At 44.1% G+C, this 19,601-nt stretch carries 19 protein-coding genes and 2 tRNA genes; 16 read left to right on the forward strand and 5 right to left on the reverse strand.

Annotated elements, in window-relative coordinates; genetic code table 11:
- Positions 1-533 precede the first annotated feature (533 nt).
- Complete coding sequence (locus QZ998_RS10170) at positions 534-1,961, reverse strand: IS110 family transposase (RefSeq protein ID WP_296560267.1); 1,428 nt, start codon at positions 1,959-1,961, stop codon at positions 534-536.
- Positions 1,962-2,344: 383 nt separating this feature from the next.
- Here QZ998_RS10170 and QZ998_RS10175 point away from each other — a divergent pair, with 383 nt between their 5' ends.
- Both QZ998_RS10175 and QZ998_RS10180 read left to right on the forward strand, forming a co-directional pair.
- Positions 2,345-2,818 (forward strand): permease, encoded by a 474-nt coding sequence (locus QZ998_RS10175; RefSeq protein ID WP_366512432.1) that lies wholly within the window; start codon positions 2,345-2,347, stop codon positions 2,816-2,818.
- Complete coding sequence (locus QZ998_RS10180) at positions 2,815-3,369, forward strand: permease (protein WP_296560271.1); 555 nt, start codon at positions 2,815-2,817, stop codon at positions 3,367-3,369. Before QZ998_RS10175 ends, QZ998_RS10180 begins: the two co-directional genes overlap by 4 nt.
- Positions 3,370-3,589: 220 nt before the next feature.
- Here the strand turns inward: QZ998_RS10180 and QZ998_RS10185 are convergent, their stop codons facing one another.
- Positions 3,590-3,769 carry a hypothetical protein gene (locus QZ998_RS10185; protein ID WP_296560274.1) on the reverse strand — a complete coding sequence of 60 codons (180 nt, stop codon included), beginning with the start codon at positions 3,767-3,769 and terminating at the stop codon, positions 3,590-3,592.
- Positions 3,770-3,994: 225 nt separating this feature from the next.
- Between QZ998_RS10185 and QZ998_RS10190 the strand changes: the two genes are divergently transcribed.
- The 5 genes from QZ998_RS10190 to amrA all read left to right on the forward strand — a co-directional run bounded on the left by QZ998_RS10190 (position 3,995) and on the right by amrA (position 11,048).
- Positions 3,995-6,163, forward strand: coding sequence for an ATP-dependent helicase (locus QZ998_RS10190; RefSeq protein WP_296560276.1), 2,169 nt, complete (start codon positions 3,995-3,997; stop codon positions 6,161-6,163).
- Positions 6,164-6,571: 408 nt separating this feature from the next.
- Positions 6,572-7,801: a phenylacetate--CoA ligase gene (locus QZ998_RS10195; protein ID WP_296560278.1), complete on the forward strand. Its 1,230-nt coding sequence runs from the start codon at positions 6,572-6,574 to the stop codon at positions 7,799-7,801.
- Between the two features lie 122 nt (positions 7,802-7,923).
- Positions 7,924-8,118, forward strand: a complete 195-nt coding sequence (locus QZ998_RS10200) for a DUF6440 family protein (RefSeq protein ID WP_296560289.1) — start codon at positions 7,924-7,926, stop codon at positions 8,116-8,118.
- A gap of 159 nt (positions 8,119-8,277) precedes the next feature.
- On the forward strand, positions 8,278-9,564 hold the full coding sequence (gene eno / locus QZ998_RS10205) for a phosphopyruvate hydratase (protein WP_296560290.1): 1,287 nt from the start codon (positions 8,278-8,280) through the stop codon (positions 9,562-9,564).
- 50 nt (positions 9,565-9,614) lie between these two features.
- Positions 9,615-11,048 carry an AmmeMemoRadiSam system protein A gene (gene amrA, locus QZ998_RS10210; RefSeq protein ID WP_296560292.1) on the forward strand — a complete coding sequence of 478 codons (1,434 nt, stop codon included), beginning with the start codon at positions 9,615-9,617 and terminating at the stop codon, positions 11,046-11,048.
- Positions 11,049-11,097: 49 nt separating this feature from the next.
- Here the strand turns inward: amrA and mutY are convergent, their stop codons facing one another.
- Entirely contained in the window at positions 11,098-12,207 is a 1,110-nt protein-coding gene (mutY, locus tag QZ998_RS10215; RefSeq protein WP_296560294.1) for an A/G-specific adenine glycosylase, read from the reverse strand.
- Between the two features lie 300 nt (positions 12,208-12,507).
- On the opposite strand from mutY, the gene QZ998_RS10220 reads away from it, so the two are divergent.
- From QZ998_RS10220 to QZ998_RS10235, 4 genes are all read left to right on the forward strand, one after another.
- Positions 12,508-13,584 carry a 3D domain-containing protein gene (locus QZ998_RS10220; RefSeq protein ID WP_296560296.1) on the forward strand — a complete coding sequence of 359 codons (1,077 nt, stop codon included), beginning with the start codon at positions 12,508-12,510 and terminating at the stop codon, positions 13,582-13,584.
- A gap of 246 nt (positions 13,585-13,830) precedes the next feature.
- Entirely contained in the window at positions 13,831-14,892 is a 1,062-nt protein-coding gene (locus QZ998_RS10225) for a branched-chain amino acid aminotransferase (protein WP_296560297.1), read from the forward strand.
- 73 nt (positions 14,893-14,965) lie between these two features.
- Positions 14,966-15,054: transfer RNA gene (locus QZ998_RS10230), tRNA-Ser, on the forward strand.
- Between the two features lie 45 nt (positions 15,055-15,099).
- A tRNA-Ser gene (locus QZ998_RS10235) sits at positions 15,100-15,191 on the forward strand.
- Positions 15,192-15,298: 107 nt separating this feature from the next.
- Here QZ998_RS10235 and QZ998_RS10240 read toward each other — a convergent pair.
- On the reverse strand, positions 15,299-16,447 hold the full coding sequence (locus QZ998_RS10240; RefSeq protein ID WP_296560299.1) for a site-specific integrase: 1,149 nt from the start codon (positions 16,445-16,447) through the stop codon (positions 15,299-15,301).
- Between the two features lie 159 nt (positions 16,448-16,606).
- Positions 16,607-17,140: a helix-turn-helix transcriptional regulator gene (locus QZ998_RS10245; RefSeq protein WP_296560302.1), complete on the reverse strand. Its 534-nt coding sequence runs from the start codon at positions 17,138-17,140 to the stop codon at positions 16,607-16,609.
- A gap of 184 nt (positions 17,141-17,324) precedes the next feature.
- On the opposite strand from QZ998_RS10245, the gene QZ998_RS10250 reads away from it, so the two are divergent.
- The 5 genes from QZ998_RS10250 (at position 17,325) to QZ998_RS10270 (ending at position 19,595) form a co-directional block, all read left to right on the forward strand.
- A complete protein-coding gene (locus QZ998_RS10250; RefSeq protein ID WP_296560303.1) occupies positions 17,325-17,525 on the forward strand; it encodes a helix-turn-helix transcriptional regulator in 201 nt (66 codons plus the stop codon).
- 2 nt (positions 17,526-17,527) lie between these two features.
- On the forward strand, positions 17,528-17,707 hold the full coding sequence (locus QZ998_RS10255) for a hypothetical protein (RefSeq protein WP_296560305.1): 180 nt from the start codon (positions 17,528-17,530) through the stop codon (positions 17,705-17,707).
- Between the two features lie 64 nt (positions 17,708-17,771).
- Positions 17,772-17,966, forward strand: a complete 195-nt coding sequence (locus tag QZ998_RS10260; RefSeq protein WP_296560307.1) for a helix-turn-helix domain-containing protein — start codon at positions 17,772-17,774, stop codon at positions 17,964-17,966.
- Positions 17,947-18,957, forward strand: coding sequence for a phage replisome organizer N-terminal domain-containing protein (locus QZ998_RS10265; RefSeq protein WP_296560310.1), 1,011 nt, complete (start codon positions 17,947-17,949; stop codon positions 18,955-18,957). Before QZ998_RS10260 ends, QZ998_RS10265 begins: the two co-directional genes overlap by 20 nt.
- Positions 18,951-19,595 carry a hypothetical protein gene (locus QZ998_RS10270; RefSeq protein ID WP_296560312.1) on the forward strand — a complete coding sequence of 215 codons (645 nt, stop codon included), beginning with the start codon at positions 18,951-18,953 and terminating at the stop codon, positions 19,593-19,595. The genes QZ998_RS10265 and QZ998_RS10270 overlap by 7 nt, the downstream gene beginning before the upstream one ends.
- Positions 19,596-19,601: the final 6 nt, after the last annotated feature.

A 19,601-nucleotide genomic window follows, 5' to 3' on the forward strand; every position in this document is an offset into this window, starting at 1 on the left:
CCTTCCTATATTGTCAAGCCTCAAATCATTGATTTTTAAGGCTTTTATTTAAATAGTTACCTCGATAACCAGAGCTAAAAGTGCAGAACAGTCATTGTATCTTGTACTGAATAGCTAAAAATAGGTATAACTTATAAAGCATCCTCTTGTTTTGCTTCATAAAGGCTATAATTCCTCTGTTTAGCTATGATGGTGAACCTTCCGTGTCTAAAGGGATCATGTCCCAACTTCCTTCGTCCCACCTGTTCATACACTGAGTGCCAGCTAAGCTTTCTAACAGGGTCATGCCCTACGGAAAGAACTACTGCCAGCTACAGCTCTTGTTTGTATTTGATTTTACTGACCGATTTGGATGTTCAAGGAACTGATATTCAGTGGACGCTATACCTTGCTTCTCGCCGTTGGTCTTGTTGCTGATGGAGTACACAAGTTACTTCATCATGATCGGGTTACTTTCCAGAACCCTGCTCGAATCCAGATTTATCTGAATCCCAGCAAGGGTCTGGAATGATACTACGGTCTACTTATTTCTGTTATGCTGCAACAGGTTCCAGTCTGCCTGGTCTCTTTATATCCGCCATTAACTTCTTAGAATCATATACTGTGCCTTTTGTGAGGATTGTGTAGATCACTCTAAGTAGCTTACAGGCAATGACTATCAGCGACTGCATCTTCTTAAGCGGATTTTCTGACCGCGTCGTATAGTAGACATGAAGTTCTCTAAATTCCTCTGAATGGACCACGACAGACCTTGCCGCCTGGAACAACCAATATCTAAGCCGTTTGCGTCCTCTATGACTGATCTTGGTTTTTCCTTTGTGCTTACCGGAACTACATGCCACAAGCCCTAATCCACTCAGCTTCTGTATTTCCTTTACATCATCAAATCTCGAAATATCACCCATCTCTGACAGTATTCCAGAAAGTATGTTTTCTCCAATACCTGATATTTCAAGAATGTTCTCAGTATATGGAATTTCCTTGCATTTCTGCTTCAGTTGATTCTCTATCTCCAAAAGTTCTTCATCCAGTTCTCGAATTCTTTCGACAAACCACTTTACAGCCGTTTTGCTTGCTTCAGCTCCATCCTTCATACCAACACTTTCCCTGGCATATTTTAAGATTTCGTAAGCTCTGCTATAACCGCGTCCTCTCAGCTTGGCATTGTGCCAAATCTGTCTGATTCCATCATTGCCTAATAAAAGAAGGTCCTCTGGAAAGGGTGCTTTTTTTAGCAGTTCCAGGCTGAACGCTCCATCAAACTTTCCCAATGCCTCCTTATACTCAGGAAAATATATCTTCATCTCTCGATGCAGTCGATTGAGAAATCGGATTCTATCCTCATTCAACTGTTCCCTGAACATTGATAACCTACGAAGATCCGCATACAGTTTTTCAGGAAGGTATGGCATTCCAAAGTTGCCATCCTTAACAAGATTTGCAATAAGTTTTGGATCCTTGATGTCATCCTTAAGTTGGCTATTATCCTCAAGTTCTTTTGTCTGCTTTACCGCATACGGATTCACCTGAACAACGCTGATTCCATGCGTAATCATCCATGTAGCCAGGCAGAACCAATAATGTCCTGTTGGCTCCAGGCCTAATACAATCTGTTTTTTATCATTCGCCGCAGCTAGCTTAACCGCCCAGTCTTTGGCATTTTCAAAACCCTCTTGTGTATTGCTAAAAGAGAATGCAGACTGATTGAGTTCCCTACCTCTGCTATCAATCGCTCTTAAATAGTGCGTTTCGCTGCCGATATCGCATCCTAAAATAAGCATCTCATCACTGATAAATGTAAGCTTATCATTCTTGGTGAACTTACCTTTGGTTTCTAACTGATGCCAGGTAGAAGCTTTAAGATTACCCTTTATCACCTCCATTTTTGCTAAAATTTCTTGCTTTTCAAAAATATTTTCTGTAATTGCTTGATTTTTCTTCTTTTTGCCTTTAATATTCATTTTAGATACCTCTTGTATTCTTTGGATTTTACCAACTGGCTGGTCAGTAATAATCTAAATTTACTCGAGGTATTTTTCATTGTCAATCCCTTGACCTATTTAAATTATACAGGAAGCTTTCTTGTCTGATTTTTGTGAGTTTGCATTTATATTATATCAGACGTTGGGTGCATTTTTCTGTCAACTTCTATTTTTTAGAAGCTGAAAATGGTGTTCTTTAAAGGTCTCAGCTGAATTTTCAAGTTGGGAAAGTTGAGTAATTGTATAATAGACTTTAATTTTGATACATGCGTCCCGGTGCTTTGCGCCGGGGCTTTATTTTTGTTATAATGAAGCCTTGAATGATGAGTATAAAAGATAGGAAAAGAGGGTAAGGGATGATTATGACACTTGTTTTTTATGGTTTGGCCGCCATTGGACTGATTTTTTCCTTGGTCAAAAGCAGAGAAAATACGATCCTGGCACTTAAAAAAGCCTGGAAGGCTTTTGCCAACATCATGCCGCAATTTCTGGGGATTATTCTATTAATCGGGATTCTGCTGAGCATTTTGTCAGCCCAGCAGATTTCCCGGTTGATTGGTGCGGATTCTGGCTGGATCGGGGTGATCATTGCTTCGATAATCGGTTCGATTACCCTGATCCCCGGTTTTGTCGCCTTTCCATTGGCGGCAGCGCTGCTAGAAAATGGCGCCGGTTATATGCAGATTGGGGCTTTTGTATCGACGCTGATGATGGTCGGGGTTGTAACGATGCCAGTGGAGTTTCTCTATTTTGGTAAAAAAGCGACGCTGTTAAGAAACGGCATGGGTTTTGTCTTTTCGATTCTCGTTGCGATTGTTATGGGGGTTTTATTATGATCAGTAAGAACCGCAGTGAAATAATCAAACGCTATCGTTTTTTGATTGCGATGCTGGTCATTACGCTAATTATATTGGCCGTTAAACCAGCCTTGGGGATCGAGATTTATGGGCGGGCGTGGAGTAATATTCTGGGGATGATGGCCGTGCTACCGCCAATCTTTATTTTAATCGGACTGCTGGATGTCTGGGTAAAAAAAGAAACAATGGTTAAATACATGGGCAAAGATTCTGGCATCATCGGTATTCTGCTGGGCTTTTTTCTCGGATCAGCCGCCGCCGGCCCGCTATATGGCGCCTTTCCGGTGGCTGCGGTGTTTCTCAATAAAGGCAGCCGTCTGGCCAATGTATGGATCATTGTCGGAGCCTGGGCCTCGATGAAAATTCCGCTGTTACTCTTTGAGGTATCATCGATGGGCATCAAATTTACGCTGATTCGTTTTGTGATGGACGTGTTTGGGGTATTGGTGATTGCCTACAGCATCGAGAGCATCCTCACCGATGCCGATGAGCGCCAGATTTATGAACTGGCCAGAAAGATGAGTCAATAGATTAAGATGGGACAGCGACATAAAGAGACACCCCTTCATTGCTGAGGGGTGTCTCTTTATTTGATACATTTGCCGCAAGAATTAATAAAAAAATTACAGTGAGGCAGCTAAGCCAAATAGTGCAACTAGCGCGATAACGGCAAGAACGGTAAAAACGATGTTGATAATAATCAGTACCAGACCGATGGTTTTTCCGGTTTTGGCTTTTTTATTATCGGGATCAGCAGCGTATTCTTTTTTTCCGTAAACAAAAGCCAGGATTGCGGTAACCTAGACCAGCGAGGCTGACAATTGATGCAATGGTGCTCAGGCCAACAAAACCTAAAATAATGTTGACACCAATACAGATTAAAGAAATCATACCGAAGGTGAACCCCTTCATTCCATCTTCAAAACTCATAACATTTCTCCTTCCCAATTTCAAAATTATTGATTAGCTAAATTATACCCGAAAAGCGGGATCATAAACAACCAGTCTCACTGAAAAAATGAAAACTTTACAAGAATATAGATGGTTTTAGAATGTTTGACCCAAAAATGACGAAACAATACCAGACAGCGGGCGACCTAACGGCGTTGATGATCGCCACTAGATAAAAAAGCCGATTTCGGCTATAATAAAGCCATGAAAAACTTTGAAGCGTTTAAACAATCCTATCACATAAAACTCAATCCGCAACAGGAAAAAGCGGTGATTCGCAGCCACGGTCAGACGCTGCTGCTGGCGGTGCCAGGAAGCGGGAAAACCACCGTAATTATCTGCCGGATTGCCTATCTGCTAAAATGTCAACAAATTGATCCGGGGCAAATCCTGACGCTGACCTTTAGTCGGATGGGTGCCCGCGATCTGAAAGCCCGATACACCAAACTATTTGGCGAAGCTCAGGCTGAAACCCTGCATTTTAGCACCATCCACAGCTTTGCCCTGGCGGTGATCCGCCACTATGAACGGCGCTATCGCCGTCGGGCTCATACGGTGCTAGCTAACACCAGCCCGGTGATCCGGGAGCTGTACCGGCACGTGTTTAAAGAGCATCCCGGGGAAATTGAACTCAGTGAAATTTGCCAACGGATTGGATTTTGCAAAAATATGATGCTGACTACCGATGAAATCAAACTGCTGCCAGCAATGGAGGTCGATTTTTTGCAAATCTATGAGGCTTATGAAAGTCATAAACTAAGCGAGCAGCTGATGGATTTTGATGATATCTTAAAATACGCCTGGGGACTGCTCAAAAAATATCCGGAAATGCTGGCTTTTTTTCAAGATAAATACCGCTATATTCATTTGGATGAAGCCCAGGACAGCTCAAAGATCCAGTTTAAAATTATTGAACTGTTAACCGGCGAAACCGGCAACCTGTTTATGGTCGGGGATGAGGATCAGAGCATCTACGGTTTTCGGGGTGCCTTTCCCGAATCGTTACTCGCCTTTAAAGAGACCTGGCCCCAGGGCGAGGTGCTGTTAATGGAAACCAATTACCGCAGCACCCGGGAAATTGTTGAGAAAGCCAATGCGTTTATCAAACTCAATCAGCAGCGCTATCAAAAAGAAATGTCAGTTCCCGATGGTAGTAGGTTTACCGAGATACCGATTGCCCGCGAATGGGTGAAATCAAGCGAAGCCCAGTATCAGCTAATCATCGAAGCGATTCGTCGCGAAGGCAAGGAAATTGCGGTGCTCTACCGCAACAACGAGTCAGCGATTCCGCTAGTTGATCTGCTCGATGGCGTGGGAATTGCTTATCATATTAAAGAGCATAGTCCACAATTTTTCAGCCATTTTTTAATCAAGGATATCGGTCTCTTTTATGAGTTTGCCGGTAATCCCGGGGATTTAAGTTTATTTACCCAGGTTTACTATAAGATCGATGCGGCGATATCCCGGGAAACCATTAATCAGCTGGGTAATCTGATGAAAATCGGAGAAAATGTCTTTGATGCGCTAATCCGGTGTAGTGGTGACCGAGCCTGGCAGGTTAAGCGGCTCAAAGAGCTTAAGGCCGGCTTTAAAAAGCTGCAAACTGCGCCGCCGCTAAAAGGTATCCCGATGATTCTAGATCAGCTCGGCTACCGGTCTTATCTTAATTTTCGGATCAGTTCCGGTCAGTCCGAAGAAAGTATTGAGCAGAAGCTGACGGTGCTGCAGATTCTCGGCGGACGGGTGCCAAATTTTTCAGAGTTTTTTGATAAGCTAAAAAGTCTCGAAGAAAAGCTTCAAGAACCGCAGCGAAAAAAAGCGAAGATACCTCAGGTAACCCTGTCGACCCTCCATTCCAGTAAGGGTCTGGAGTTTGAAAAGGTCTTTATCATTGACGCCACCGAAGGGCAGATCCCCAATGTTTCTAATACCCCGGAAGATGCCAAGGCCTATGCCGAAGAAGTTCGGCTCTTTTATGTCGGAGCTACCCGCGCCAAAGCGGAACTGATCTTTATCTGCGTTAAGCACCGTGAAAAGGACATCAAACCATCGCCCTTTATTGGCTATTTAATTGACGGCCTGCCGCGCAAAAAAGCCCGAATATTCGGAACTGAAAAAACAACCGCGAAGCCGCGTGCGCGCCAAGGTTTTGGTCAGTCAACCGGAAAATTCCGGGATTATCTTAGTAGCCAAGCCAGCCAAGTTACAATTGATCTTAGCAGCTATCAAGCGGGTACGGTGGTCAACCATCAGCGTTTTGGGCCAGGCACGATCCTGACGCGAAACGGTGCCATTGCCAGCATCCATTTTGAAACGGCAGGAGAAAAGAAAATGAATCTGGCCGTCTGCCTGGAAAACGGCGTGATTAGATGAGAGATAACAATTGTCGCTACTGGTGTACACGTTATTACTCGTCAGAACTGCAATGTTTTCTTGACAAAAATAAAAATAAAGGCTATACTCAGAAAAACAAACTGGTGATGGTGGAGTAAAGTCAGCAGCGCATTAATAGCGAGTTGGGGGTGGTGGAAGCCTGACAAGAAGCGGACTGACATAATGGGCACCTGAGGGTGTGAGGAAAGGGCAGCGCCTGAGTATTTCACAACGTTTCATCAACGTTAAGGGATGGCAGATGTGATGGCATTTGTCTATTTAAGTGCGTAGGTCAGAAACAGGCTTACGAATAAAGGTGGTACCGTGGGTTATTTTGACTCATCCTTTTATTGTAGCAATACAATATTGGATGGGTCTTTTTTATTTGCAAGAAAGAGGGAGAAGCGATTGGAAACATTAAAAAATTTACAGCAATTTGTTAAGCGACTAGAAAAAAAGAGTCCTTTTTATCAGCAACGTTTTAAAGCGGCGGGGATTGTCGCAGCCGATGTCAAAACGATGGCCGATTTTGAGAATTTGCCCTTTACCGATAAGGGCGATCTGCGCAATGCCTATCCGCTGGGTTTGCAGGCGGTGCCGGATAGCGAGGTAGTGCGGATTCACTCATCATCGGGAACTACCGGTCAGCCGGTGATTATTCCCTACACCGCTGGGGATGTCGCTGACTGGGCAGAAATGTTTGCCCGCTGTTATTTATACGCCGGGATGACCGATCAGGATCGGATTCAGATTACCCCGGGCTATGGTCTCTGGACGGCCGGAATCGGTTTTCAGGCCGGAGCCGAAAAAATGGGCGCGATGGCGATTCCGATGGGGCCGGGAAACACCCAGAAACAGTTACAGATGATGGTCGATTTAAAAGCGACGGTGCTGGCCTCTACCTCATCCTATGCCCTGCTGCTGGCCGAAGAGGTGGCCAACCAGAATCTCGGCGATAAAATTCATTTAAAACGCGGCGTCATCGGTTCGGAACGCTGGGGGGACAAGATGCGGATGCGCATTGCCGAAGAGCTGGGGATTGAGCTGTTTGATATTTACGGCCTCACTGAAATCTATGGTCCCGGTATTTCAATTGATTGCAGCCAACATGACGGGCTGCATTACTGGTCGGACTATCTCTACTTTGAAATCCTCGATCAGGAAACCCTGAAACCGGTACCGGAAGGGGAGTACGGAGAATTGGTGATTACCACCTTCAGGAAGGAGGGGGCGCCACTGTTGCGTTATCGCACCCATGACATCACCCGTTTTATCCCTGGCACCTGTGCCTGTGGATCGGTGCATCCCCGACATGACCGGATCGTTGGCCGAACCGACGATATGGTCAAGGTCAAGGGAGTCAATATTTATCCGGGACAGATTGATGAATTGTTAAAAAATGTCGAGGGAGTCAGCAGCGAATATCTGGCTACGGTCGATCATCAGGAGGGCAAAGACTGTGTCTTTCTGGCCTTTGAAATTCTAAACGGGGTTGATAAGCACGATATCGAGGCGGAAGTGAAACGCCAATTCAAATCCCGGGTCGGTTTAAGTATTATTCCACTGGCTGGCCCGATTGGATCGCTGCCGCGATCCGAGAAGAAAAGTGTCCGGATCATCGATCGCCGGTTTAGCTAAGGGCTGGGAATTTGATGGAATCCGAAAGGTTATCAAAAAAATGATGCTTATAAATTGATTTTTTATTCTGAATTGGTTATAATGAAGTCGGCCACCTTGATTTAAGAGGAGAAAAGGATAAAATGAAAACAAAAAAGCAAAAGAAAAACCGCTTTCAAATTGTGCTCAGCGAACCGACCGGAGATAAATCCGGATGTAAGATCATTGAAGATACGGAAACGGGAATCAACTATTTGTACCATTTTGATGAATTTGGCGGTGGACTTACGGTGCTCATTGATGAAGAAGGCGAACCGTTGATTGCTCCGGAACAATAAAAGCCAACCATGCCCTGAAAGAGATTTTCTTTTTCAGGGTTTTTTCGTTAAGCTTAGTTTATTTGCTTAAATTAGGTGTATAAACAAAGATAAAGGTGTCATAATTTTTGTAAGCAGGATCATTGACACCTGAGTAAAATAAAGTAAATGGAGGAACATATGAATACTTATATTGAAGATATTTTTGCCAGAGAAATACTCGATTCCCGCGGGAATCCTACTATTGAAGTAGATGTTATTTTAGAAGATGGCACCATGGGACGGAGCATTGTCCCATCCGGAGCTTCGACCGGGGCTTTTGAAGCGGTTGAACTGCGGGATAAGGATAGCAGTCGTTATCAGGGTAAAGGGGTACTAAAAGCGGTCGACAGCGTCGCCTATGCCCAGGAGTTTTTAGTCGGCATGAACGCCGTCGATCAGATTGCCATTGATGCCGTGCTGATTTCGCTCGATGGCACTGAGAATAAAAGCAAACTCGGAGCCAATGCAATTCTGGGTATTTCGATGGCTACTGCCCACGCCGCGGCAAAATCACTGGGGTTGCCCTATTACAAGTATCTGGGCGGGGTCAATGCCAAGCTGTTGCCAACCCCAATGATGAATATTTTAAACGGCGGTGAACATGCCGATAACAATGTCGATATCCAGGAATTCATGATCATGCCGGTAGGCGCTAAGGATTTCCGCGAGGCCGTACGGATGGGCTCCGAAATCTTCCACCAACTAAAAAAGGTGTTAGGCGAAAAAGGGATGGCCACCTCGGTTGGCGATGAAGGCGGTTTTGCCCCGAATCTTAAATCCAACGAGGAAGCCCTGCAACTGATTGTAACCGCGATCGAAGGAGCCGGTTATATTCCCGGTGAAGATGTTCAGTTGGCGATGGATGTGGCGGCTACGGAAATGTATAATGAAGAAACCAAGAAATATTTTCTAGCTGGCGAAGGGGTCGAAAAAACGGCGGCCGAAATGATTGATTTTTATGAAATGCTAATTGGTAAATATCCGATTATTTCGATTGAAGATGGTTTAGATGAAGAAGATTGGGAAGGCTGGGCAGTGATGACCAAGCGACTGGGGAAAAAAGTCCAGCTGGTCGGGGATGATATCTTTGTCACCAACACCCAGCGATTAAAACGCGGTATTGATGAAGGCGTCGCGAATTCGATTCTGGTTAAAGTCAATCAGATCGGTACCCTGACCGAAACCCTCGACACCATTGAAATGGCCAAACGAGCCGGTTATACGGTAGTCGTTTCACATCGCTCCGGCGAAACCGAGGATGTCACGATTGCTGATCTGGTGGTGGCCGTCAATGCCGGCCAGATTAAAACCGGGGCGCCATCGCGAACCGACCGGGTAGCCAAATATAACCAACTGATGCGCATCGAAGAACAGCTGGGACTGTTAGGCAGCTACGCCGGCAAAGACGCCTTTTATAATCTTTAATCAATGCCTGCAAAGTCGTATCAAGAAAAAGAAATAAGGAAGTGAAGCATATGTACTTAAAAGGAGTAGGAATCGCCTGCCATCCGCCGATCTTAATACCGGAGATTGGCCAAGGTCGAGAAAACGAAGCTGAAAAAACGATTCGGGGCTTACGGGATCTGGCGCTAAAGGTTGCCGAAATCAAACCGGAAGTGATTGTCTGCATTACCCCCCACGGCAATGTCTTTCGGGATGGGGTGGCAGTCGTATATGAAAGCCAGATGAAGGGTGATCTGAGAAATTTTGGTCATCCCGAGATTGCAATGGAAAAAGACTGCGATCTGGGACTCCTCGATGAACTAAATATCAGTTTTGGAAAAAACAATTGTCATACCATTTTTTTAAATGAAAAAATTGCCGCAGAATATAAAATCGATTTAAATCTCGATCACGGGGTGCTGGTGCCGCTTTACTTTATTGAAAAATATTATCGAGCTTACAAAATTGTTCATATCACCACCGGCGAGTTGAGCCTGATCGAACTTTATACGATGGGAAAGGTGATCCGTGAAGCCATTGAAGCCCGCGGCAAAGCAGCGATGATTCTGGTGTCAGCCGACCTGTCCCATTGCCTGAAGGATGAAGGACCCTATGCCTTTAATCCGATGGGACCGCTTTTTGATCAAAATATCGTTGACGGGATCAAAACTAAAAATTACTACTCCATTTTAACCGTTCCCCACCAGGTCTACGAACCGGCCGGTCAATGTGGGCTAAGACCAATTATTATGGGATTAGGCACCACTGATGGTCGCGATACTGAAGCCACGGTGTTTGCTTATGAAGGTCCCTTTGGGGTGGGTTACCTGTCGGCCTTTATCGATTTGACGGATAAAAAAATTCCCAGCCTGCTGGATCGCTATGAAGAAGATAAATTGCTTTCCTATAAAGAACGACGTTTAAATGAAAGTGCTTTTGTGGGGTTGGCAAGAGCCACCATCAATGCCTGGGTCCAGCGGGGCAGAAAACTGAATTTTGAGCATTATAAAAATCAGGTTGAAATCGCTGCGGATGAGCTGGGCGAACTGGAAAACAATCAGGCCGGCGTTTTTGTCTCGCTCCATAAGCATGGGGAATTACGCGGTTGCATCGGCACCACTGGCCCGGTGACCGAAAACATTGCCCAGGAGATTATTCGAAATGCGATTGAGGCGTCTACCTATGATCCCCGCTTTATGCCGGTGGAAGAGCAGGAACTAATCGATCTGGAAATCAAGGTCGATGTCCTGGGCGTTCCGGAACCGGTAAACAGCGTGGCCGATCTGGATGCCAAAAAGTATGGGGTCATTGTTGAGAAGGAGCTGCACCGCGGGCTATTGCTGCCCGATCTGGATGGTGTCAATACCCCGGAAGAACAGCTGGCGATCGCCAAAAGCAAGGCCGGCATTGCCGAAGGCGACACCGATGTGATCGTGCAGCGCTTCCAGGTGATCCGCCATCACTAGGCATTAATATCGGATAAGATTAATGCGGATAAGTTAATATCGGATAAGATTAAAAATCAGTCAATAGCGCTAAAAGTTTGGAAAAGGCAATCGGTAGGGCCAGGTCATCGACCTCGGACAGCGATTTGAATTGATGATCAGATTGAGATTCCGCCTGGTCTGAGACAAGATAGCGGGTTGCTACAGCTTCGCAGATGAGCTTATCCAGATCAAAACCATAAACCGACATCTCCCAGATGATATGCGAGAAAAGGTGGCGGCTAGTCCCAATAAAAATAGGTTCACTAAGCTCGGGGAAGTTTTCTCTGAGCTTTTTTTTAATATCCTGGCCGCTGCCGACAGCGGTTTCGGTAATTGGAAAAGACCACATCCCTGATAATAGGCCGACCTCAGGCCGGCGGATAAAAAACAGCCGGTCATTTTGTTTAATGATGCCAACCTCCACTTGTTTGGTGATCTGCTTCTGCTTCTTGACTTTCACCGGGAGCTGCCCGGTGGTTCCGGCGGCATCACTTTGACAGCCGCTGCGGATTGGGCAGATTAGGCATGTTGGGTTTTTAGGGAGACAGATCAGCGCGCCCAGTTCCATCAATGCTTCATTAAAGTCACCAGCGGCATCGGGCAGAATGCTGTCTAGCCAGCCGGTGATCTGCTTTTTCGTTTTAGCATGACCGATGTCAGCAAAGCTGTTGCAATATCGGCTGATTACCCGCAGGACATTGCCATCGACCGCACTAACCTTCTGATTAAAGGCAATACTGGCGATCGCACCGCCGGTATAGGGGCCGATACCGGGCAGCTTGATCAACTCAGCAAGGGTATCGGGAATCCTGCCCTGATAGTCTGAGACAATCAATCGGGCGGCCTGGTGGAGGTTTCTGGCGCGGGAATAATAGCCGAGTCCTTCCCAGGCTTTAATGACGTCATCTTCGGTGGCCTGAGCCAGCGAAAAAACGGTCGGGAAGTTAGCTATAAATCGGTTATAATAGGGTATCAATGTACCAATCTGGGTTTGCTGCGCCATAATTTCCGAGATCCAGATAAAATAGGGGTCACGGGTACGGCGAAAGGGCAGATCCCGCTTCGATTTATCAAACCATCTGAGCAGATTGGTCTGTAATATTTCAATGTGTGACTGGCTTTTTTTTGTATCGGGCATAAGGTCTCCGTTCGTTTAAAATTCATCGTTTTCAAAGCACAAGATCTAGTATAGAACAGATATCTAAAAACTAGCTTATTCATTAAAATTGAGTCAAAAAAGCAGTTGACAAGAATTTACCCAAGCCCCCATTATGGCCTTAGAATGGGCGAAAACATGGTTTCTAATTGGGATTGAGTCACCATTTACACCCGCAAAAGCCATAAAAACCTTGACATAAAATGGGTAGGATGGTAAACTAACTGTAACAAACGTGTAACTTTTATTTATGCAATTAAGACAAAATGGAAGGTATTATTTATGAATAGAGAGAGAGAAAAGGCTGGTTTTCTAAAGAGATATCCCGGCATCAAGATCGGAATTATTGCATTGATTCTGCTGCTTGTTGTGGGTGTTTCCAGCGCTTTTACCGTTGAAAAAGAAGTTCAGGTCAGCTTCGATGGTAAGGTATACGCTGCCAATGGAAAACTGCTCGAATCGCTAGAGGAAGTCTTGCTGGCTAATGATCTTCCAGTCAGTGATGAATACAAATACAGCACATCCTTAAAGACCTTATTTAAAGACGTCATCGATGTAGAAATACAAAAGAAAATTTCTGGTAGTATTGAGGTTGATGGCAAGACCATTACTTATTTATCAGGTGGGGAAACCATTGCTGATGTACTTGCGGAAAATGGCGTTAAACCAGATGAAGATGATAAGGTTGAACCGGGCTTGAGTACACCCTTGACGGCCAAATCCGGAACCATCAAGGTAACCCGGATAAGCTATGTTGAATCAACTGGTATTAAAGACGTGCCAATGAAGGCTACCATTGCCGAAAACCCAGAACTGCCGATAGGAACCCGGGTGGTTAAACAGGTCGGGCAAAACGGAAAAGCCAATATGAAAGAAAAGATCCGCTATGAAAATGGTATCGAAGTCAGCCGTGAAGTGATCACCAGTGAAGTGATCATGCCGGCGATTGAAGAAATCATCGAAGTGGGACCGGCCACCACCATTACTATGCCAGAAGCCGTCGAGGTTACGTCGGTGACAGGGAATGTCACTGTCGAAAAAAGTGCCACTGGTGACGGCAGTGCCGCCATCAATAAAGATAGTGGTTTTAAAGGTAGTATGGTCGTCAGTGCTACTGCTTACACTGCCACCGGAAACAATACTGCATCCGGAACGGTACCGCAGGCAGGCCGAACGATTGCCACCTGGGGTGGGATTCCCTTCGGAACCAAGGTTTACATCCCGGCTTTGGGTGGAGTCTATACCGTTGAAGACCGCGGCGGAGCCGTTGGTTATGGCATTATCGATATCTATATGGATAGTGAGGCAGAGTGTCTGAGTTGGGGAAGACAGAACATTGAAATATACTTTGTAGACTAGCATCAGCCAGGACGATGGATAAACCATCGTCTTTTTATTTGCCGGTTTTTACTTTGGCAGTCAAGCATCAATGGCGATTCCGGTTCCCTGGAATAAAGATGACGTTTACAAAAAAAACAGGCAGGTAATGTATTTCGAAAATACATTATTTCTAAAAAATACACTTGTACTTTGTATACAGGGCTTGTTATACTACTCCTACGCAACGAAATCAGGCTTGTTTTACTATGGAACTCGGAGGAAGACATGGAAATTAAAATTGTTAAAACACTAAACCCCAAGCAAAAACCGGAAGAAGATTCGCTGATCTTTGGGATGGAATTCACAGACTATATGTTTGAGATGGACTATACCGATGGCATTGGCTGGCATGATGCCATTATTAAGCCTTATGGCGCCATAGAGATCATGCCCTCGGCAATGGTTCTCCATTATGCCCAGGAAGTGTTTGAAGGCTTAAAAGCCTATAAAACGCGAGCAGGTGAGGTGCAGCTGTTTCGACCCGATGAAAATTTCAAACGGATGAACCGCTCCAACGCACGCATGTGCATTCCTCAGATTGATGAAGAATTTTTACTGGAAGCACTGAAGGCATTGGTCAAGATCGATGCAGCCTGGATTCCTAAGTCTCCGGGAACATCGCTGTATATTCGCCCCTTTGTTTTTGCCACTGATCCCTTTATCGGGGTTCGGGTTTCAAAACGTTATAAGTTTATGATCATTATGTCTCCAGTCGGCTCTTACTATAAAGGCGGAATGTTGCCCAGTCGCATTTACGTCGAATCGGAATATGCCCGGACGGTTCGCGGCGGAACCGGCGAAGCCAAGTGCGGTGGTAATTATGCCAGCGGTCTGGCGGCTCAGCAGAAGGTTAATGAGATGGGCTTTGAACAGATCTTATGGCTCGACGGCGAAGAAAGAAAATACATCGAAGAAGTGGGAACCAGCAATGTGTTCTTTTTAATTGACGGTGTGTTTGTGACCCCATCGTTGGAAGGAACCATTTTAAATGGGATCACCCGAAAAAGCGTTATCGATTTATTGAAATACTGGGGAGAAACGGTCGAAGAGCGTCGCATTACCATTGATGAGCTAACAGAGGCCTATGATCAGGGGAAAATCAAGGAAGCCTTTGCAACCGGTACAGCCGCCGTTATTTCGCCGATTGGGACGCTAGGGTGGCAAGAACGGGAAATGACATTTAACGCGGGTAAAATAGGCGATTATTCAAAAAAAATATATGATACCCTGTACGGCGTTCAGACTGGTAGCTTGGAAGATCCGCTTAACTGGATTGTAAAAATATAAAATAAAAAAACTTTTTAAAACTACTTGACAATATCGTCTTTCACTGGTAATATTAGTCTTGCATTTTGAATTACGAGAGGTACCGAAGTGGTCATAACGGGGCGGTCTTGAAAACCGTTAGGGTGCAAGCCCACGTGGGTTCGAATCCCACCCTCTCGGCCATCAAATGCCAGAGAATTGAATAAACAATTTTGCATTATTACCTTTGGAGAAGTACTCAAGTGGCTATAAGAGGTGCCCCTGCTAAGGGTATAGGCCGTTAACGCGGTGCGTGGGTTCAAATCCCACCTTCTCCGCCATTTAAAAATTAATAAAAACGTGATAAGACAGCCATCTGATGGTTGTTTTTTTATGCCCAGAAATGGGTTTGACCCCTAAATTGACCCCTTAGGGATTTTTTTGACCCCTAAAGGCTATTAATCAAGGCCTCCATTTTATCAGAGCTTTCCTTCCTCATCGCATCGGTAACATGGGCGTAGGTGTCCATGGTGAATGATGCAGAGTGGTGTCCCAGATTCTCCTGGACGGTCTTAATATCATCCCCGGCCTGAAGTGATAAGACAGCGAAAGCATGACGCAAATCATGAAACCGCAATTCAGGGTAGCCGATCCCGGCCACAACTTTTTTATAGTGCTTCAGTAATGTGGGATGTTTGATATACTCCCCGATCTCATTGGTGAAGACAAAGTTTTCATCATTCTCCCATGCCGAACCAGCCCGCAGTCTATTTTCCGCCTGTTTTATCTTCTCAACCTTCAAAGTATCCATAACCAATTTTGCCGGTCTAATAAGCCGTGTCTTGCCATTTTTTAGGGTAGCCCATTGATAAGAACCGATTAAGCGCTGGTACTGACGGTATACATTAATAGTACCGGTTTCAAAATTGATACAGTCCCAGGTCAATCCGATAATTTCCGATTGCCGTAACCCGGTGAAGATATCCACAATAAAGATGTTTTCAAACTGATGGCCCTTTATGGCTTCCAGAAATACCGGTACAATGGTTTTATCCATGGGGGTTACTTGAGCCTTAACTAGCCTTGGTAATTTGCAGAAATCAGCCGGGTTTGTTTTGATATAACCCAACCTTGTGGCCTGTTCAAGACATTTGTGCAGCACCCCATGAATGTTCTTAATGGTTTTGGCTGAATAATCATCATTTAATCCATTGTAAAATTTCTGAATATGATGCGGAGCCAGAACCGATATTTTGATTTTACCCAGGGTGGGGGTGATGTGGTTATCAATGTGGCTATTATATGACCTCAATGTGAGGGGCTTCAGATTCAGGGTATAATCTTTAACCCAGATCTTTAACCAGTCTTCAGTGGTCAATTTGGACGGTTCTTTATACTCACCGTTATCAATGGCCGCAGTGATGGTGTTCATTTTCTTCCTGACTTCCTGTTGTGTGGAGCCGTAGATCGATTTTCTGATTGCCTTGCCGGTGGCCGGATTAGTGCCGATGGTCGCCCGGGCTTCCCAGCGACCATCGGGCCGCTGTCGGATCGTTCCGGATCCGTGAGCGTTACGGGTATTCTTTTTATTTGCCATGGGGTTGCCTCCTTGTTTTCGTGGAAAGGAAGTGGTAAAATAAAAGTACGATAACACAACCTTTCAATATCTTCTCAAAGTCCCTTGATTTAGCCGATCAGGGGGCTTTTTGTTTTGGGTATAATGGTTGATTAGTGGTCATATGCAGATCCTCCTAAATCAAAGAAATGTTGGATTATCATCGAGTATTGGATATACCGGGAGTGTTCCATCGAAACGCTTTATTATTCCTTGCATTAAATCATCGTACATATTTTTATCAATCGTTCCATCTTTTAATAATACTTTTGCTTTCTTCCATGCCTCTGCAAATTCGATTACGACCACATTCCAAAATTTCAATGAAACTGAATTATTATATGATTTTCCAGACTCATCAATAGAATAAAATTCAATGTCGCAATTTACCTTTTCGCTTATATCAATTAGTTTTTGAAATAAATCAGAATATAGTTTCATTTCGGTAGGTTTTTCCTCATAGGGTAAGCCACACAGCCAATCAAGGGAGACGTGATAATTTTCAGATATTTTCTTCGCAACTATGAGAGAGGGGTTTTTTGTGTTGTTTTCGTATGCTGATAAAGCTGAAGCAGTTAAGCCTATTTTTTCAGCAAAATCTTTCTGAGTTAAATTTAATTCATTCCGAAGTTGACGGACACGCTGGGAAAATATTAATAAATCTTCATTATCCATGATTTGACCTCTTATTCTTCAATTTGTGACATCATACCACTATTGAACAATATATTCAATACTTCAATAATAAAAACAACTATAATAAATATATATTGCATATAGTTGACAATTATGTATAATAGTTGTATTATGACACTAAAGAAATAAATTTGATCATTTAATGAGTTAGGAGGAGAAAACTTTGAAAATCAACAAAATAAAACTGGAAATTGCCATGAGTGAAAAATACCTAAACTTTATGAAGCTGTCTAAAGTTTCTGGAGTTTCAAGAACAACGTTATCTTATATCAATAACGGCAAGTCTTGTAGGCCAGATGTGGCCGGAAAAATCGCCAAAGCTTTAGAAGTTGCGGTAGAGGATCTAATTGATAAGGAGGCCTAGCCATGAAATATGATCTGTGCTGCAAAGAAATGTTTGAAATACTGGTAGCCCTGGTTGTGGATAGTCCCTACCATGGGGATCAAGAACAAGACTTGTTGAATTTTATTTCAGAATTGGAAGAGGCAGAGAACCATAAATCATCAGTTTTTGGGGCTTTATCCCCTCTTCTGGAAGATAAATAATAGTATTCCGGGGTTTGACCCGGCACTGTTGGAACGAGAAAATAATTTGAAAGGGTGTGAAAAAATGGAAAAGCGTATTTATACCGTTGCTGATGTGGCAGAGGTATTGCAGATATCAAAGCCGAAAGCCTATGAGCTGGCTCACCGGGCAGATTTTCCCAAAATCATGATAGGCCGGGCCATTAGAATTCCCATTGAATCTTTTAATGTTTGGCTGGAACGAGAATCGAGAGGCGACTATGGCAGAATCGAAAGTTAAAAAATACTACTGGATAAAGCTGAAAGAAGGTTTTTTCAGAGAACGGGAAATTAAGAAGATGCTCAAACTGGATAATGGCTTAGCCTGTTTGTGTGTTTATCAAAGACTAATGTTGTTGGCCATGAATAGCGAAGGGTATCTGGCATACGAAGGTACAGAAGAAAGTATGTTTGAACAGCTGGCTCTTGAACTGGACGAAGACCCGGACTTAATCAAAGAAACCATTGATTTCTGCATTAAAAACGAGCTATTAACAATTGATGGTGATTTGTATTTTTTGACCAGGGCACCTGAGCTCATTGGTAGTGAAACTGACAGCGCTGAAAGAGTGAGGAAACACAGGAAAATTAAGAAAGCGTTACAATGTAACACAACAGTAACAGACGGTAACGAGAGTGAAACGGACGAGTTACTGCCTGAAACAAACAGTAACACAGAGAAAGAGAAAGACTTAGATTCAGACTTAAATAAAGATTCAGATACAGATTTAAATAAAGAGCGAGAGCGAGACTTAGACTTAGATTCAGACTTAAATATAAATCTACAGGCACAACAATTAGAAAAAATACGCCTGGCCAAAATTGCAGAACTCAATAAATACAACAAGCCTGAAAAAGGATTAGTCCCTTTAGTCCCTGAGTCGGCTCCGCCTCCTCCGCCCCCTCCATCTGAAAAAAATGATATTTCATTAAGTGATGAAGATATTAAGTATTTCATTCATTCATGGAATAATTTAGGTGTATCAGAACCCCTAAAGGAAATTACCTTTAAACAAATACAAAAGCTGGATGAGAATGTAAAACAATTTGGCGATGGAAGGGATCCTGTCGATACGATCGGCAATTTATTTGATAGCATTACTGACAGTAGCTATTTACTGGGAGAAACAGAACCTAAATTTAATTTAATGCTCAACTGGGTGCTGGTATCTGAAAATTGGGGAAAGATTATTATCGGTGATTATTGTAATTGGGAGGAATCAACATGTTAAAACTCATTGAAGGAATTAAAAAAGAACGGCCTACGGTGGATTATGAACGAAAATACCTTGATGGTATGGTCAGAGCCATAAAGGCCAAGCAGCAGGCTCCGGATGATAAGACCATCACGAAGAGGATCATTTTCTACACCGTGAAATATTTGTCCATTATCAATATTAAGGGCATGAGCCGGGAAAGTCTGGAGGGCATACTGGTTTTCGATCAGATGCTTTTGAACCAGATCTGTGAATTAACCCCGGCCGAATTGCTGACGATCTTTCCGGTCACAAAGTCCTATGATGGGGAAAAATACCAGTGCAAGGACTATTTCAGCACCATGGAGGCATTACAGGCCCACGGGTTACATGAGCCGATCCGGTCACCGGAAACGGCCTCTGCCCTCTTATGGGACTATATGAATTACAACGTTATGATGTATCAGGTGCATTGTATGAGTGTGGTCAGCGAGATCCACACCATGGACACCGGCAAAGGGTTAATGGAGCAATTCTTTGAAGATCAGGGGGTTAAGGTTGGCACCTTCAGGAAATATGAAAATGACAATGGCCAAACCTTCATGATTGGTGACGATGGCCGATCATTTCCGGTGAAAAAGCCAGTGCCACGGCATTTAAAATTAGTGAATTAAGGGGGT

The sequence above is a fragment of the uncultured Acetobacterium sp. genome, assembly GCF_927416815.1.
Taxonomy (GTDB): domain Bacteria; phylum Bacillota; class Clostridia; order Eubacteriales; family Eubacteriaceae; genus Acetobacterium.

Coding starts and splice junctions, on each gene's coding strand:
- QZ998_RS10245 (WP_296560302.1), bottom strand. CDS start 17,140: ATGGATAATGAAGATTTATTAATATTTTCCCAGCGTGTCCGTCAACTT.
- QZ998_RS10220 (WP_296560296.1), top strand. CDS start 12,508: ATGAATAGAGAGAGAGAAAAGGCTGGTTTTCTAAAGAGATATCCCGGC.
- QZ998_RS10170 (WP_296560267.1), bottom strand. CDS start 1,961: ATGAATATTAAAGGCAAAAAGAAGAAAAATCAAGCAATTACAGAAAAT.
- QZ998_RS10260 (WP_296560307.1), top strand. CDS start 17,772: ATGGAAAAGCGTATTTATACCGTTGCTGATGTGGCAGAGGTATTGCAG.
- mutY (WP_296560294.1), bottom strand. CDS start 12,207: ATGCCCGATACAAAAAAAAGCCAGTCACACATTGAAATATTACAGACC.
- QZ998_RS10240 (WP_296560299.1), bottom strand. CDS start 16,447: ATGGCAAATAAAAAGAATACCCGTAACGCTCACGGATCCGGAACGATC.
- QZ998_RS10270 (WP_296560312.1), top strand. CDS start 18,951: ATGTTAAAACTCATTGAAGGAATTAAAAAAGAACGGCCTACGGTGGAT.
- QZ998_RS10265 (WP_296560310.1), top strand. CDS start 17,947: ATGGCAGAATCGAAAGTTAAAAAATACTACTGGATAAAGCTGAAAGAA.
- QZ998_RS10200 (WP_296560289.1), top strand. CDS start 7,924: ATGAAAACAAAAAAGCAAAAGAAAAACCGCTTTCAAATTGTGCTCAGC.
- QZ998_RS10180 (WP_296560271.1), top strand. CDS start 2,815: ATGATCAGTAAGAACCGCAGTGAAATAATCAAACGCTATCGTTTTTTG.
- amrA (WP_296560292.1), top strand. CDS start 9,615: ATGTACTTAAAAGGAGTAGGAATCGCCTGCCATCCGCCGATCTTAATA.
- QZ998_RS10185 (WP_296560274.1), bottom strand. CDS start 3,769: ATGAGTTTTGAAGATGGAATGAAGGGGTTCACCTTCGGTATGATTTCT.
- QZ998_RS10255 (WP_296560305.1), top strand. CDS start 17,528: ATGAAATATGATCTGTGCTGCAAAGAAATGTTTGAAATACTGGTAGCC.
- QZ998_RS10175 (WP_366512432.1), top strand. CDS start 2,345: ATGACACTTGTTTTTTATGGTTTGGCCGCCATTGGACTGATTTTTTCC.
- QZ998_RS10225 (WP_296560297.1), top strand. CDS start 13,831: ATGGAAATTAAAATTGTTAAAACACTAAACCCCAAGCAAAAACCGGAA.
- QZ998_RS10190 (WP_296560276.1), top strand. CDS start 3,995: ATGAAAAACTTTGAAGCGTTTAAACAATCCTATCACATAAAACTCAAT.
- eno (WP_296560290.1), top strand. CDS start 8,278: ATGAATACTTATATTGAAGATATTTTTGCCAGAGAAATACTCGATTCC.